A 14201-nucleotide genomic window follows, 5' to 3' on the forward strand; every position below is an offset into this window, starting at 1 on the left:
ATGGTGAGGCGGCCTTCGAGCGAGGGTGTGGCAGGAGGTTTCCCCGCGCTTCCTCGCACAATCGCGATATTCCGCCAGCGTACGACGGAGCGATTGCATCCGTTTCGTTCACATATCACATACTCCGCGGGTTCTACTTCAGCGCCCCGGCGGTCAGCCCGGTCTGGACCTGGCGCTGGAAGACGATGTAAGCCGCGAGCACCGGAAGCATCGCCAGCACCAGCCCGGCGAACAGCGCCGACCAGTCGCCCTTGTACTGCTGGCTGGCCGCGAGCTGCACCAGGCCCTGGGTGAGCACCCGCTTGTCCTCGTCCGTGTTGAGCACCGTGGGCAGCATGTACTGGTTCCACTGGCCGAGGAAATTGAAGATGCCCACGCTGATCAGCCCCGGCTTCGCCATCGGCAGCATGACCTGGAAGAACGTCCGGGTGTGGGACGCGCCGTCGATCAGTGACGCCTCCGCCACCGAGGTGGGCAGGGTCTTGAAGAAGGAGGTGAGGAAGAAGACGGTGAACGGCAGCGAATAGGCGATGTAGACCAGGATCAGCCCGTGGAAGGTGTTGAGCAGGCTCATGTTCTTCATGACGAAGAACAGCGGCACCAGCGCCAGGATGATGGGAAAGCTCATCCCGCCGACGAACATGAAGTAGATGACGCGCTTCCCGGGGAATTCGAACCGGGCCAGCACATACGCCGCCATCGCCCCCAGCAGCATCGTGCCGATCAGCGAACAGCCCACCACCAGAACGGTGTTGACGAAGAAGTCGCCGATGTTGGACTTGCTCCAGGCGCGCGACCAGTTGTCGAAGTGCAGCGCGGAGGGCAGCCCCCAGGGCGAGGTGAAGATCGCCTTGTCGGTCTTGAGGGAACTCATCACCGCCCACAGCAGCGGCATGGTGACGAGCAGCCCCCAGATCACCAGGATGCCGTGCGAGAAGACGTTGAGGACCTTGCCCTCGCTGCCGATCCGCCCCTCGGGGGTGAAGCGCGGCGGCTGCTCGGCGACGGGGGCGGCGAGCGGCGGCTCGTCGTCCTTGGTGACGCCGGCCTTGGTGACGCCGGGGAGTTCCGAGGGCTCTGCTTGCGAGGTCACTGTGGTCCCCCCAGGTCGGCGGTCGAGCGGTGGTTCGCGGGTGCGGTCACGGGCCCCGGCATCAGTACTCCAGCCGTTCGCGCCGGCCGAGCCTGCCCACGACGACCGCGAAGATCAGGGTGACGATCAGCATCGCGACGCCGATCGTGGTCGCGCGTCCGGCCTGCCCGTCGTGGAAGGTCTTGGTGTACACGTAGTAGCCCAGGACCTGGGTGGAGTCGGCGGGCCCGCCCGGGCCCACCGTCATGATCTGCACGACGGCGAACGCGTCGAGGGCGATGATGCCCATGTAGATCCAGCCGGTCTGGACGGTGTCCCACAGCAGCGGCAGGGTGATCCGGAAGAAGGTGTGCACACGGTCGGCGCCGTCGAGCAGCGCGGCCTCGTAGAAGTCCTTCGGGATGGAGCTCATCCCGGCGGAGAAGAGGACGACGTAGAAGCCGACGTTACTCCAGACCATCACGGCCATGAGGCACCACAGCGCCAGCTTCGGATCGGCCAGCCACTCCTGCTGCAGCGAGTCCAGGCCGACTCCGCCGAGGAAGGCGTTGAGCGCGCCGTTGCGCGGGTTGTAGGTGAACTGGAACAGCAGGGCGACGATCGCGATCGACAGCACCTGCGGAAAGAAATAGATCACCTTGTAGACGCTCGACCCGCGCACGCCCGTGATGGCCGCGTTCTTCCTGCCGCGGCCGCCGACGTTGAGCATGAAGGCGAAGAAGAGTCCGAGCCCGAGCGTCACCAGCGGCACGACCAGCAGCAGCAGAACATTGTGACCGACCGCTTTCCAGAAGAGGTCGTCATGCAACAGCCAGTTGTAGTTCCTGAACCCGACCATCTTGAAGTCGGAGCTCAAGCCCGTCCAGTCCGTGAACGAATAGTAGATGGCCTGGACGAACGGCGAGATCACGAAGACCGCGTAAAGGATCACTGGCAGGGCCAGGAACCCCGCGATGAACCGGTATTTACCATGCTGCATTTCTACCGACCTCGGACTTCTCTCGCGGATAATGCCGCCGGTGACGCGTCGAACTCCATCAGATGCGCCTCGATCAGACGTGCTTGTACTTCTTGACGGCATCGTCCTTCGCCGTGGCGTCGGCGAACTTCTGGCACTTCTTGACCGCCTCGGCCGGAGTCATGCGGCCCGCCATCATCTCGCCCAGCACGCCCACGCCGATCTGCTGCTTCTGGAGCGTCACGTACCAGTCCTGCAGCCGCGGGTTGACGACGTTCTTGCCCGCCTTCTCCAGCGCCTCCTGCGCGGACGACAGGCCCGACGGCAGGGAGAGCCCGTCGGTACCGCCGTTGAGCGAGGAGAGCGAGGAGACCTGCTTGACGAAGTTCTTGGTCGACTTCTCGCCCAGCATGATCCGCAGCAGCTCCATGCCGCCCTGCGGGTTCCTGGCCGTCTTCGGCACGATGAAGGGCTCACCGCCGGAGGCCCACAGCGTGCCGAACGGCATCTTGTCGCTCTTGTCGAGGCTGGAGGGCGCGCCCACCGCCATCTGGAAGTCCTTCGGCGTGGTCTTCTTCGCCTCGTTCTCCACCCAGGAGCCGTTGGGGATGAACAGCGCCTTGCCCTGGTTCCACGCGGTCTGCGACTCGATGTGGGTGAGACCCGGGGTGCCCTTGAGGATGTAGCCCTTCTTGTACAGCTCGTAGTACGCCTCGAAGGCGGCCTTCACGGCCGGGTGCTTCCAGGCGTTCGGCTCCAGGTTGTCGATCGAGTCCAGGACCTTCCTGCCGCCGATCTTGGCGATGAAGGGGTAGAGGCTGAACGGCAGGTAGTACGGGTACTTGCCCGGGTAGGTCCAGCCCGCGATGCCCTTCTTCTTCGCCTTCTCGCAGACCCCCAGCATGTCGTCCCAGGTCTCGGGGTATTCCACGTCGAGCTTCGCCAGGTTGCTCTTGGAGTACCAGACGCCGTAGACGGTGTAGGCGTAGTAGAGGATCCACACCGGCTTGCCGTCGAACTGGCCCATCTCGACGACGCCGGGGCGCAGCGTCTCGCGCACCGTCTTGTTCGGGTCGTCGAGGGAGGGCGAGTCGAGCAGCGGGGTGAGGTCGGTCAGCTGGTTCTTGGCGACCAGGGTGCCGAAGTCCATCTGCTCGGCACCGGAGTTGTCGACCAGGTCCGGCGGGGTGCCGCCGTTGAACCGCGGCTGGAGCACCGTCTGGATCTTCTGGGTCGCGGAGTGCTTGATCTTGCCCTTGGTCTTCGGGTACGCCGTGGCGTACTCGGCCTCGGCGTCCTTGGCGTACTGCTGGCCGAAGCCGCCGTCGAAGATGACGACGTCGAGGGCGGCGCTCTCGTTGACGGCGAGCGGGTTCTTGGCGCTCTTCTTGCCCTTGTCGACCTTCTTCTCACTGTCGTCGCCACCACTGGCACAGGCGGAGAGCACGCTCATCGCCGGCACGGTGATCAGCCCGAGGGCCGCCGACCTCTTGATCAGATCACGCCGTCCGAAATCTGGGATGGATCCCATGCTCAAGTCCTCGCCTTCGTCAGGACTCAGGCGGTGTAACGGTTTCCCGTACATGCTCGCCTCCGGGCGAGGGGCCCGACACCGCGGGTCAGTTGAAGCGTGAAGCGGAATTGCTGGGTGTGCGCCGGGAGAGCTCAGAACCGCCGAGGCCGGCTCGGTATGGCCGCGGCACGGCCTCCCCCTGGGGCGACAGGTATAGTCCACTGGGCATCGAGAGGGCAAGATCGAATGGTCATCGGGTGGGCATCTTTCCCGAGTTGAGACCTGTCCGACATACCGTGGGGGGCCCAGCCCGTACGGCACTCAGCCGTGCGCGCGATCCTCGAAAGGCGGTCCCCGTGTCCCGCAAGCAGCTCCCCCTCGCCACCAGTGTTGTCGTGGCCGCGACACTCGCGTTCTCCGCGGGCTGCGGCTCGGACAGAGGCGGCTCACCGGCCGGGGACGCCAAGGGCGGTGCGGCGATCGGCAAGGGCATGGCCCGGCTCCCGGTGGAGCCGACGCAGGAGCCGACCGAGGAACCCACCGAGGACCCCACCGATGACCCCTCGGACGAGCCCACCGGCGGCTCGGGGCTGATATCGGCGGACGCCAAGATGGGCACGTGCGGCTGGAGCCCGGACGGCAAGCCGTACGCCAATGTGAAGATCAGCAACTCCAGTTCCTCCACGGCCTACTACTTCCTCCTCGTCGGGTTCGTGGACAGCTCCGACGAGGTCGTGACCACGGGCACCGAGTCCGACGCCTCGGTGGCGGGGAACTCCGACAAGACCATCAAGGTCTCCGGCCTCCAGGCGGACTCCTCCAAGAAGGCGAAGAAGTGCCGTCTGTCGATGGCCACCAAGTCCGACTCTCCCGGCTGATGGATCGCTGATGGATTATTGACCGGCCCTCATGGACAGGGGCCGCATCCGCCGCGCGGGTGCGGCCCGCGTCGCGCGGTCGCCACCCCAAGATCACTCGCATGGAGTGCTCGGCGGAATGCTCACCCGCACGGGTTGTGCACCGCTGTCACCTTGACACCACCCTCCCCGCAACGCCCTACTTATCCTTGCCCCACCCGATCGACAACGTTGTCAGACTCGTTGAGAGGCCGAGTATGCGACAGAGACGGCTCAGACGCAGACCCCCGTTACGCCGAGCGGCCGCCCTGGTGGCGGCCGCTCTGCTGGCGGTCACCGCCCAGGGCGTGGCGACCGCCGTTCCGCGAAGCTCCGGAGCGGCCGCGGACCGGGCCGGGACGGCGTTCGCCTCGTCCTTCGAAGCGGACGATCCGCAGCCCGACTGGCGCAACACCGTCGAGACCACCCCGGACGGCGCGAAGAAGGCCGACGGCGTCGACGGCGGCTACACCACCGGCATCCCGGGGAACGTGACCGACAAGGTCACCGGCGTCCGGGCGAGCGGCGAGTACACCGACGCCGGCGAGACCAAGGAGAACCTGGTCGACGGCGACGTCACCACCAAGTGGCTCGCGTTCGACCGGACGCCCTGGCTCGAATTCGACCTCTCCGAGCCCGTCGCCGTCGTCCGCTACGCCCTCACCTCCGCCAACGACGCCCCGGAGCGCGACCCGGCCGACTGGACGCTCAAGGGCTCCGCCGACGGCTCCGGCTGGACCACCCTGGACACCCGCACGGGCCAGGTGTTCGACAAGCCCCACCAGACCCGGGAGTTCTCCGTCGAGGGCGCCGCCGCCTACCGCCACTTCCGCCTGGAGATCACCCGTAACAAGGGCGCGGACGCGACCCAGCTCGCCGAGGTGCAGTTCGGAGGCGGCGACACCAGCCCGCCCGTCCCCGCCGACATGCGCAGCCTGGTCGACCGGGGCCCGGCCGGGTCCCCCACCGCCAAGGGGAACGCGGGCTTCACCGGCACCCACGCCCTGCGCTACGCGGGCACCCACACCCCGGAGGGCCGGGGGTACTCGTACAACAAGGTCTTCGACGTGAACACGGCCGTCACCCGCGACACCCTGCTCTCGTACCGGATCTTCCCGTCGATGACCGAAACCGATCTGAGCTATCCCGCCACCCATGTGTCGGTCGACCTCGCCTTCACCGACGGCACCTACTTGAGTGAGCTGCCCCGCGCGGTGGACCAGCACGGCGCCCGGATGAACCCCCAGGGCCAGGGGGCGTCCAAGACGCTGTACGTCAACCAGTGGAACCACAAGGAGTCCCGGATCGGGGCCGTCGCGGCGGGCAAGACGGTCGACCGGATCCTCGTCGCGTACGACTCCCCCGGCGGCCCGGCGAAGTTCCGCGGCTGGGTGGACGACATCTCCCTCGCCCCCGAGGCGCCCGAGAAGCCGCTGAAGCACCTCTCCGACTACGCGGTGACCACCCGCGGCACGAACTCCAGCGGCAGCTTCTCGCGCGGCAACAACTTCCCCGCGACCGCCGTCCCGGGCGGCTTCAACTTCTGGACGCCGGTGACCAACGCGGGCTCCACCGACTGGATCTACCATTACGCCCGCGCCAACAACGACGACAACCTCCCCACCGTCCAGGCGTTCGGCGCGAGCCATGAGCCGAGCCCCTGGATGGGCGACCGACAGACGTTCCAGGTGATGCCGTCCGCCGCCTCCGGCACCCCGGACGCCTCCCGCACCGCCCGCGCCCTCCCCTTCCGGCACGAGAAGGAGACGGCCCGGCCGTACGGCTACGGCGTGACGTTCGAGAACGGACTCAAGGCCGAGATCGCGCCCACCGACCACGCGGCGGTCATGCGCTTCACCTATCCGGGTGAGGACGCGAGCGTCATCTTCGACAACGTCAAGAACGACGGCGGGCTCACCCTCGATCCTGAGCACGGCATCGTCACCGGATACTCCGACGTCAAGAGCGGAGGGTCCGCCGGCGCCACCCGGATGTTCGTCTACGGCGTCTTCGACGCACCCGTCAGCGCGAGCGGCAAGCTGCCCGGAGGGGGCGGGCAGGACGTCACCGGCTACTTCCGCTTCCGTCCGGGTGCGGACCGTACCGTCACCCTCCGCATCGCCACCTCCCTCATCGGCGTCGACCAGGCGAAGACCAACCTGGCGCGCGAAATCCCCGCCTCCGCCTCGTTGGAGCAGGTCAAGCGGAGCGCCCAGAGCGCCTGGGACGACATCCTGGGCCGTATCGAGGTCGAGGGAGCGAGCCGCGACCAGCTCACCACGCTCTACTCCAGCCTCTACCGGCTGTACCTCTATCCCAATTCCGGTTACGAGAACACCGGGACCACGCGGAAGCCGCGCTACCAGTACGCGAGCCCCTTCTCGCCCGCCGCCGGGGAGAACACCCCGACCCGCACCGGCGCGAAGATCGTCGACGGCAAGGTCTACGTCAACAACGGCTTCTGGGACACCTACCGCACCACCTGGCCCGCCTATTCGCTGCTGACCCCGAAGCGCGCGGGCACGATGGTCGACGGCTTCGTCCAGCAGTACAAGGACGGGGGCTGGATCTCCCGCTGGTCCTCCCCCGGCTACGCCGACCTCATGACCGGCACCAGCTCGGACGTGGCCTTCGCGGACGCGTACCTCAAGGGCGTCCGCTTCGACGCCGAGGCGGCGTACGAGGCGGCACTGAAGAACGCCACCGCCCTGCCGCCCTCGCCGGGTGTCGGGAGGAAGGGCATGTCCACCTCCCCCTTCCTCGGCTACACCAGCACCGAGACCCATGAGGGCCTGTCCTGGGCGCTGGAGGGCTACCTCAACGACTTCGGCCTCGCGAAGATGGGCCGCGCCCTGTACGAGAAGACCAAGAAGCCCCGCTACAAGGAAGAATCCGACTACTTCCTGCACCGCGCCCAGAACTACGTCACGCTCTTCGACGACAAGGCGGGCTTCTTCCAGGGCCGGGACGCGGCCGGGAAGTGGCGCGTGCCGTCCGAGAAGTACGACCCGCGGATCTGGGGCTACGACTACACCGAGACCAACGGCTGGGGCTACGCCTTCACCGCCCCGCAGGACAGCCGGGGCCTGGCCAACCTCTACGGCGGGCGCGCCGGGCTGGCCAAGAAGCTCGACAGCTACTTCTCCACCCCGGAGACCGCCTCCCCCGACTTCAAGGGCTCGTACAGCGGCGTCATCCACGAGATGACGGAGGCGCGCGACGTCCGGATGGGCATGTACGGCCACAGCAACCAGGTCGCGCACCATGTGACGTACATGTACGACGCGGCCGGACAGCCGTGGAAGACCCAGGAGAAGGTCCGCGAGGTGCTGGCCCGCCTCTACACCGGCAGCGAGATAGGGCAGGGCTACCACGGCGACGAGGACAACGGCGAGCAGTCCGCCTGGTACCTCTTCAGCGCGCTCGGCTTCTACCCCCTGGTGATGGGCGGCTCCGAATACGCGATCGGCTCGCCGCTGTTCACCAAGGCCACGGTGCACCTGGAGAACGGCCGCGACCTGGTCATCAAGGCCCCGCGCAACAGCCGGTCCAACGTCTACGTCCAGGCCCTGAAGGTCAACGGCAAGTCGTGGAACTCCACCGCCCTGCCGCATTCGGTGCTCGCGCGTGGCGGCACGCTGGAGTTCACGATGGGCGCCAAGCCGTCGAAGTGGGGCACGGGCGCCGATGCCGCCCCGTCCTCCATCACCCAGGACGACAAGGTGCCCACCCCGCGCCGCGATCTGACGGTGCCGAGCGGCGGTACGGCACTGCTGGACGACACGTCGGGGACGGAGACGACGTTCGAGTCGGTGGACCTGCCGGTGAGGTCAGCGTCCCGCGCGATCCAATACACCCTGACCTCCGCCGAGCGTACGAAGGCCCCCGCCGGGTGGGTCCTCGAAGGCTCCCAGGATGGCGACAAGTGGCAGACCCTGGACCGCCGGACGGATGAGTCGTGGTCCTGGGACAAACAGACCCGCGTCTTCTCAGTGCGGACGCCGGGTACGTACGAGCACTACCGCCTGGTGCCGGAGGGGAAGGCCACCCTGGCCGAGGTCGAACTGCTCGGCTGAGCTGTGGGGTGGGCCGGGCCGGGCTCAGTCCCGGTGCGGGCAGGTGGCCGGCGACGACGCACCGTCGGACGGCGCGGCCCGGCCCTCCCCCGCCGTCTCGCGCCTACGGCGCCTGGAGCATGCGGCGGCCCCGGGGGCCCGGTCCGCGCCGTCGCCGTCCGTCGGGTCCGTCGCCCAGTTGAGGTGGATGGAAGACACCGAGACTCTGTACGCACCACGAGCTGGTGTCCGCCATCCGCCTCAACGCCACGACAGCCCGCCGGACAGCAACGGCGCGGTCACCGCTCCCGGACGCCGCCGCATGCTCCATGCGGCGAAGGCGCGAGACGATACCCGCGCCGGACGGACGGTCTCAGGCCGCTTCGGCCGGCTCGAAAGCAGGCGCCGTGGGCGCGCGGGAATGTCGGCTGCGACGGCAGCAGGTCGCTTGGGCGGCAACCAGACCCAGATCAGCAACATCGAGGCGGGCCGCCACGGAGTGAGCGCCGACCGAGTCCGGACCCTGGCTCGCCTGTACTCGTGCGGAGACCAGGACTACATCGACGCGCTCGTCGCCATGACGGGCGCGCGCACGCGAGGATGGTGGGAGGAGTACCGCGAGCTTCTGCCGGTCGGGCTGCTCGACCTGGCCGAGGTGGAACACCACGCCACCTACGTACGCGTCGCCAACATGGTCCCCATCCCAGGGTTACTCCAGACCGCCGAACACGCACGCGTGGTCTTCAGCGCAGGCATCCCGCAACTCGCACCCTACGAGGTGGAGCACCGCGTCTCGCATCGCATCAAGCGGCAGGCGATCCTCCACGGGGACACCCCGACTCGGCTGACGGCGATCATTCACGAGGCCGCACTCCACATGGGGTACGGCAGCTCCACCGTGGTCCGTGGGCAGCTTCAGCACCTGATCGACATGGGAGAGCGGGAGAACATCACAATCGTGGTGATTCCGTTCGGCGCTGGGCCGCTACCCGGCTCCGGCCAGTCGGTCGACTACCTCGGTGGCTCAGTACGACAGCTTGATACTGTCCAGCTCGATTCAGACCATGGCAATCAGTTGCTCGACGCAGAGGCGCATCTCGTCAACTACCGGAGCGTGCTGGACCGTATGGAGAGCTACGCCCTCACACCGACCGCGTCACGCGACCTCATCCATCGCATCGCGCAGAGCATCTGAAAGGAAACCAACGTGTCCGCCTGGCGAAAGTCCTCGTACAGCGCCCAAGGCTCCAGCTGCATCTACGTCGCGAGGGTGCCCGCCGACTGGCAAAAGTCCTCGTACAGCCACGAAGGCGCCAACTGCGTCTACGTCGCCGCCCCCGCACCCCACACCATCGCACTCCGGGAGAGCGAAGAACCGGACGTCATCCTCACCACCACGCCCGCCACCCTCGGCACCTTCATACGCGCGGCGAAGGCCGGCACGTTCGACAGGCTCACCCACGACCGGTAGGGCGCGCCGCGCCGCCCGTGAATGCCAGGATGGACCGCATGGCTACCGTCCTGGCATTCCACGCTCACCCCGATGACGAAGCCCTGCTGACCGGCGGCACGCTCGCCCGGCTCGCGGACGAGGGACACCGGGTGGTGGTCGTGGTCGCCACGGACGGGTTGATGGACGCCGCGCCAACGCAGGCCGAATCACCCCGCCTGCACGAACTGCGCACCAGCGCCGCGTTGCTGGGCGTCAGCCGCGTCGTCCACCTCGGCTACGCGGACAGCGGCCACGGCCCGCTCCTCTACCCCGACCCGCCGGACCGTGCGCGCTTCGTCCGCGCGAACACGGAGGAGGCCGCCGAACGGCTGGCCGCGATCCTCCGCGACGAGGACGCGTCGATGCTGCTCCACTACGACCCGCACGGCGGCTACGGCCACCGCGACCACATCAAGGTCCACCAGGTCGGCCGCCGCGCCGCCGAACTGGCCAAGACGCCGAGGGTGCTGGAGGCCACGCTCCCCCGCGACACCGCCGAACGCCTGGTCCGCCTGGCCCACCGGCTGCGGATCCCCCTCCGCTTCACCGCCGAGGAGCTGAGCACCCGCTTCAGCCCCCGGTCGGCCATCACCCACAGCCTCGACGTCCGCCGCTACGCCCGCCAGAAGCAGGCGGCTCTGGCGGCCCACCGCTCCCAGATCAACGGCACGGGTCGCTCAAGCGCCATCTTCCGCAAGATGATCCGCCTCCCGGCCCCGCTCTTCGGTCTGCTGCTGGGCCGCGAGTGGTACATCGACGTCTCCCCCGTCAGGCCGTCACAGCCTTAGACGTCAGCGAACAGTTCCTCAGTGCGCGAAGCGGTCACGGCCCGGTCCAGCCAAACACCAAGGACGTCGAGATCCCTGCACTCCTCAATACGCTTACGTGTCTCGGCGGTGACGTTGAGCTCCCGTTGGCCAATGACCCGCAAGATGTCCTCGGCGCGGCTCTCGATCCGAACATCGGTGAAGGCCCGCTGGCCAAGGTTGGAGCGGAAGAAGATGTTGGGCTCTACGTCGAGCATGTGGCACAGATCCGTCGTGGAAGACACCGTCAGAGCACCATCCAGCCAGCCTCCGAGCAGTTCCAAGTCGGTACACAACTGGATGCGCTCACGAGCCATGCCGACGATCTCAAAGCCCCGCCGGTTGAGGACCCGCACAATGGTTTCGGCGCGGCTCTCGGCCCGAACCTTGGCGAAGGCTACCTGGGAGTGCTCGGAGCGGAAGAAGTTGAGCAGCGCGGACATCAGTCGAACAGATCCTCCACACGGGAGGCGGTGGCGGCCCGGTCCACCCAGGTACCGAGAACATCCATGTCCTTGCACGCCTCGATGCGCTCACGTGTCTCGTCGGTGACCTCAAGCCCTCGGGCCTTGAGGAACCGCAGGAGATCGCCGGCGCGCACCTCTGCGAAGGCGTGCTGGGCATGCTGGGAACGGAAGTAGTTCATCAGCACGGGCATCAGGTCTCTCCAGATCTCTCGTGCCGGGGTGTTTCCAAGACCGGCTTCAACGAGTTCGGCGTAGATATTTTCCTGAACGGGGTCAAGTTTGCTGAGGGCGGTCGCGAGTGCCTTCAGTATCTCATCGATGCCTTCGCTTCTGCTGTGCGTAATCGCGGAGAAGGCAGCGATCGGGATATCCCTGGCCACCTCTTTCGCATCCGTGACGACGGGAGTGTTGCCGGGGCCCAGGACCAGCGGGCGGACCGTCAGGGAAGGGTGACTCGGTAAGCCCAGCGTGATGGGCCGGGCGGCCCAACGAGCTGTGGCGTCGTCGGGGCAGAGCACGATCAGCACCGGTTGGTGCCCGAACTTCGCGTACATGTAGGAGAGGTAGTACGCCCAGGCCGCCGGTTTGTCCTTGTCCCGTCTGCTCTGCGACTCGATCGCGAACAGGTACGTGCCGTGCTTCTCGGTCTCGACCTGGAGCAGGGTGTTCACGCGTCTCTCGACGGGTGCGATCTCGGTGAGGTCGGGGCTGACGACGAACGTCTTGCTCGTATCCGGAAACGGAACGCCGAGCAGTTTTCGGAGTGCTCGGACGATGGCCCCGGTGTCCTCCTGGAAAATCCGGTGGAGGGCTTCGTGTGAGGAACTGACCATGCGTTGAACGCTAAAGACGTGAGGGCAAGTGCCAACGGCATTTGCCCTCACGTCACTCGAACGAATGCAGTATCTATTCACGTTGACGCTGGGCGGCCAGCACCTCCGCCTCCTTCTCCGGTGCAAGGCCCACCGTGGGCCGGTCCGCACGCTGCGGCGCCTGGCCGCCCAAGCTGCGCAGCCAGGCCCACGTATCGGTCACCGTCTCCCCGACCGGACGGCACCGCAGGCCTGCCTCCACCGCCTTTGAGACGTCGGCGGCGTGCAGCGTGTCGTGCAGCTCGCCCGGGGGGAGCCAGATCGGGAGGTCGGTCCAGGGGGCGATGTCGGCGGCGAGGACGCTGTCCGGGTCGGTCCAGCGAAGGTCGGCGGGCGAGCCGGTGACGCGTACGCAGGTCTCCAGGAGTTCGCCCATCGTGGTGTGGCCGGGCGGGCTGACCGTGTTGTACGGGCCGCCGAGGCCGCGCTCGGCGGCGTCCAGGAGCCAGGTGGCCAGGTCGCGGGCGTCGATGTACTGCAACGGGAGGTCGCGCGGGCCGGGGGCGAGGACCGGGCCGCCGCGGGCGATGCGGGTCAGCCACCAGGGCAGTCGGCCGATGTTCTCGTACGGGCCGAGGATCAGCCCGGGCCGGGCCAGCAGCGCGCGGTCGCCGAAGGCGGAGAGCGCGGCGAGTTCACCGCCCCGCTTGGCGCGGGCGTAGTCCGTGTCGTCGCCGTCGTCGGGGGACGCCTCCACCACCGGGCCGTCCTCGGCGAGTCCGGCGCGGGCCGGGTGGGTGTAGACGGAGCGGGTGGAGACGTAGGCGTAGTGGCGGACGCGGCCGGCGAGGAGACGGGCCGTGTCGCGTACGGCCGAGGGGGCACCGGACCAGGTGTCGACGACGGCGTCCCATACGCCGGTTTCGAGCGCGGTGAGCCCACCGCGCGCGGTGCGGTCGCCGCGCAGCACCGTGACGCCCGGCGGCGGGGCGTGGCGTCCGCGATGGAACACCGTGACCTGCCAGCCGCGTGCCAGGGCCGCCTGGACGACGGCGCGTCCCACGAATTCCGTTCCGCCCAGCATCAGAAGTCTCATGACGGGACTCTGCCCGCTCGGCGCGACGCGCGCCCGGTGGATTAGCCCTCAGCAGATCGCCATGATGGTCCGCATGATCCTCCGCCAGCTACGTGACACCGAGGCGGACGCCGAGGCCGTGAGGACCGTGGCCTCTGCCGCCTTCGACACCTCGCGGGCCCTGCGGGGCGAACCGGCGGCCGACTGGCCGCCCGACCGGCTCGCCCGTATCGACAGCCGCAACCGCCATCTGGCGCGGACCGATCCGGGCGGCTGCTGGCTCGCCGTGGACGATGTGGGGATGCCGGTCGGCACGGTGCTGTCCACGCGCCGCGAAGGCACCTGGGGGCTCGCGCTGTTCGCCGTACTGCCCCGGGCCCAGCGGCGCGGGATCGGCCGGGAGCTGCTGGCCGCGGCGCTGCTGTACGGGCGGGCCTGTCTGCGCGGGATCATCTGCGGATCGCGGGATCCGCGCGCGGCGGCCACCTACCGTCGGGCGGGGTTCACCCTGCACCCGGCGATGCGGCTGCGCGGCACGGTCGACAAGGAGCTGAAGACGCGGCTGCCCCCGCTGGACGGGGCGGTCCACGAGGGCACGGAGCGGCACCGGGACCTGATGGACTCCGTCGACCGCCGCACCCGCGGCGGGGCCCACGGCCCCGACCACGAGGAGATGCTGCGGCACTCGCGGCTGCTGGTCGTCGACGACCTGGCCGGGAGCGGCTACTGCTACGTCGGCGCCGACGGAGACGTCGAACTGCTCGCCGCGACCTCCCGCCGGCTGGCGGGCCGACTGCTGACCGCCGCCCTGCTCAGCCTCCCGGAGGGCACGGAGGTGGCGGTGGAGAACCTGACGGCCGAGCAGGAGTGGGCGGTGGACATCGGCATCGCGGCGGGGCTTGAGCTGTCCAACGCGGGCTATGTGTGCCTGCGCGGCATGCGGCCCCCGTCGCCGTACATCCCCTCCGGCGCGTTCCTGTGATGACGCGCGGACGGGCCGCACCCCGTGTGCGGGGGTGCGGCCCGTCCGTGGC

At 68.2% G+C, this 14201-nt stretch carries 12 protein-coding genes; 6 read left to right on the plus strand and 6 right to left on the minus strand.

Annotated features, from left to right (window positions below):
• Positions 1-133 precede the first annotated feature (133 nt).
• The 3 genes from ASC60_RS11605 to ngcE all read right to left on the minus strand — a co-directional run bounded on the left by ASC60_RS11605 (position 134) and on the right by ngcE (position 3582).
• The gene (locus ASC60_RS11605; RefSeq protein WP_055549615.1) at positions 134-1093 is read right to left on the minus strand and encodes a carbohydrate ABC transporter permease; all 960 of its coding nucleotides are present in this window, start codon (positions 1091-1093) and stop codon (positions 134-136) included.
• A gap of 61 nt (positions 1094-1154) precedes the next feature.
• Complete coding sequence (locus ASC60_RS11610) at positions 1155-2072, minus strand: carbohydrate ABC transporter permease (protein ID WP_055549617.1); 918 nt, start codon at positions 2070-2072, stop codon at positions 1155-1157.
• Between the two features lie 73 nt (positions 2073-2145).
• A complete protein-coding gene (gene ngcE / locus ASC60_RS11615; RefSeq protein WP_055549619.1) occupies positions 2146-3582 on the minus strand; it encodes an N-acetylglucosamine/diacetylchitobiose ABC transporter substrate-binding protein in 1437 nt (478 codons plus the stop codon).
• A gap of 338 nt (positions 3583-3920) precedes the next feature.
• On the opposite strand from ngcE, the gene ASC60_RS11620 reads away from it, so the two are divergent.
• From ASC60_RS11620 to ASC60_RS11640, 5 genes are all read left to right on the plus strand, one after another.
• Positions 3921-4442: a hypothetical protein gene (locus tag ASC60_RS11620; RefSeq protein WP_055549621.1), complete on the plus strand. Its 522-nt coding sequence runs from the start codon at positions 3921-3923 to the stop codon at positions 4440-4442.
• Between the two features lie 236 nt (positions 4443-4678).
• Complete coding sequence (locus ASC60_RS11625) at positions 4679-8536, plus strand: GH92 family glycosyl hydrolase (protein ID WP_055549623.1); 3858 nt, start codon at positions 4679-4681, stop codon at positions 8534-8536.
• A gap of 187 nt (positions 8537-8723) precedes the next feature.
• A complete protein-coding gene (locus ASC60_RS11630) occupies positions 8724-9710 on the plus strand; it encodes a helix-turn-helix transcriptional regulator (protein WP_267892789.1) in 987 nt (328 codons plus the stop codon).
• A 12-nt stretch (positions 9711-9722) separates the two neighbouring features.
• Positions 9723-9986: a DUF397 domain-containing protein gene (locus tag ASC60_RS11635; RefSeq protein ID WP_079038327.1), complete on the plus strand. Its 264-nt coding sequence runs from the start codon at positions 9723-9725 to the stop codon at positions 9984-9986.
• Between the two features lie 38 nt (positions 9987-10024).
• Positions 10025-10795, plus strand: coding sequence for a PIG-L deacetylase family protein (locus ASC60_RS11640; RefSeq protein WP_055549627.1), 771 nt, complete (start codon positions 10025-10027; stop codon positions 10793-10795).
• Here the strand turns inward: ASC60_RS11640 and ASC60_RS11645 are convergent.
• The 3 genes from ASC60_RS11645 to ASC60_RS11655 all read right to left on the minus strand — a co-directional run bounded on the left by ASC60_RS11645 (position 10792) and on the right by ASC60_RS11655 (position 13188).
• Positions 10792-11256 (minus strand): hypothetical protein, encoded by a 465-nt coding sequence (locus ASC60_RS11645; RefSeq protein ID WP_055549629.1) that lies wholly within the window; start codon positions 11254-11256, stop codon positions 10792-10794. The genes ASC60_RS11640 and ASC60_RS11645 overlap by 4 nt on opposite strands.
• Complete coding sequence (locus ASC60_RS11650; RefSeq protein WP_055549631.1) at positions 11256-12113, minus strand: hypothetical protein; 858 nt, start codon at positions 12111-12113, stop codon at positions 11256-11258. The genes ASC60_RS11645 and ASC60_RS11650 overlap by 1 nt, the downstream gene beginning before the upstream one ends.
• Before the next feature lie 73 nt (positions 12114-12186).
• The gene (locus ASC60_RS11655; RefSeq protein WP_079038328.1) at positions 12187-13188 is read right to left on the minus strand and encodes an NAD-dependent epimerase/dehydratase family protein; all 1002 of its coding nucleotides are present in this window, start codon (positions 13186-13188) and stop codon (positions 12187-12189) included.
• A gap of 73 nt (positions 13189-13261) precedes the next feature.
• On the opposite strand from ASC60_RS11655, the gene ASC60_RS11660 reads away from it, so the two are divergent.
• The gene (locus tag ASC60_RS11660) at positions 13262-14149 is read left to right on the plus strand and encodes a GNAT family N-acetyltransferase (protein ID WP_055550067.1); all 888 of its coding nucleotides are present in this window, start codon (positions 13262-13264) and stop codon (positions 14147-14149) included.
• The last annotated feature ends 52 nt before the right edge of the window (positions 14150-14201 follow it).

Source organism: Streptomyces sp. NBRC 110028, assembly GCF_001417735.1.
Taxonomy (GTDB): domain Bacteria; phylum Actinomycetota; class Actinomycetes; order Streptomycetales; family Streptomycetaceae; genus Streptomyces.

Coding starts and splice junctions, on each gene's coding strand:
- ASC60_RS11610 (WP_055549617.1), bottom strand. CDS start 2,072: ATGCAGCATGGTAAATACCGGTTCATCGCGGGGTTCCTGGCCCTGCCA.
- ngcE (WP_055549619.1), bottom strand. CDS start 3,582: ATGGGATCCATCCCAGATTTCGGACGGCGTGATCTGATCAAGAGGTCG.
- ASC60_RS11625 (WP_055549623.1), top strand. CDS start 4,679: ATGCGACAGAGACGGCTCAGACGCAGACCCCCGTTACGCCGAGCGGCC.
- ASC60_RS11630 (WP_267892789.1), top strand. CDS start 8,724: ATGGAAGACACCGAGACTCTGTACGCACCACGAGCTGGTGTCCGCCAT.
- ASC60_RS11640 (WP_055549627.1), top strand. CDS start 10,025: ATGGCTACCGTCCTGGCATTCCACGCTCACCCCGATGACGAAGCCCTG.
- ASC60_RS11645 (WP_055549629.1), bottom strand. CDS start 11,256: ATGTCCGCGCTGCTCAACTTCTTCCGCTCCGAGCACTCCCAGGTAGCC.
- ASC60_RS11650 (WP_055549631.1), bottom strand. CDS start 12,113: ATGGTCAGTTCCTCACACGAAGCCCTCCACCGGATTTTCCAGGAGGAC.
- ASC60_RS11655 (WP_079038328.1), bottom strand. CDS start 13,188: ATGAGACTTCTGATGCTGGGCGGAACGGAATTCGTGGGACGCGCCGTC.
- ASC60_RS11660 (WP_055550067.1), top strand. CDS start 13,262: ATGATCCTCCGCCAGCTACGTGACACCGAGGCGGACGCCGAGGCCGTG.